General features: G+C 41.1%; 1 protein-coding gene. It reads left to right on the top strand.

The features are described from left to right. Positions 1–21 precede the first annotated feature (21 nt). A partial coding sequence (locus tag BEB42_RS26005; protein ID WP_272897080.1) for an ISAs1 family transposase occupies positions 22–360 on the top strand: 339 nt, incomplete at its 3' end.

The raw sequence follows: 360 nt of genomic DNA, 5'->3' as shown, positions 1-360 counted from the left end.
CCACCATCTCTTCACAAGCTTATGCTTATTACATGCAAAACGTCCCGTTTTGCATCTTTGTGCCTACGGCACACCGTAATCTTTCCCTGTGTCATTAGTGCGTTCTCAACAATGCACAGTCTGGTTATCGGACAGATCAAGACGGATGAGAAATCCAATGAAATTACAGCTATCCCTGAACTTCTTAACATGCTGGATATTAAAGGAAAAATCATCACAACTGATGCGATGGGTTGCCAGAAAGATATTGCAGAGAAGATACAAAAACAGGGCGGTGATTATGTATTCGCTGTAAAAGGAAACCAGGGGCGGCTAAATAAAGCCTTCGAGGAAAAATTTCCGCTGAAAGAATTAAATAAT

The organism is Escherichia sp. MOD1-EC5990 (genome assembly GCF_002965285.1).
Taxonomy (GTDB): Bacteria; Pseudomonadota; Gammaproteobacteria; order Enterobacterales; family Enterobacteriaceae; genus Escherichia; species Escherichia coli_F.
Note: the sequence above shows the minus strand (reverse complement) of the source record. Positions and strands in the feature narration are given on the sequence as shown.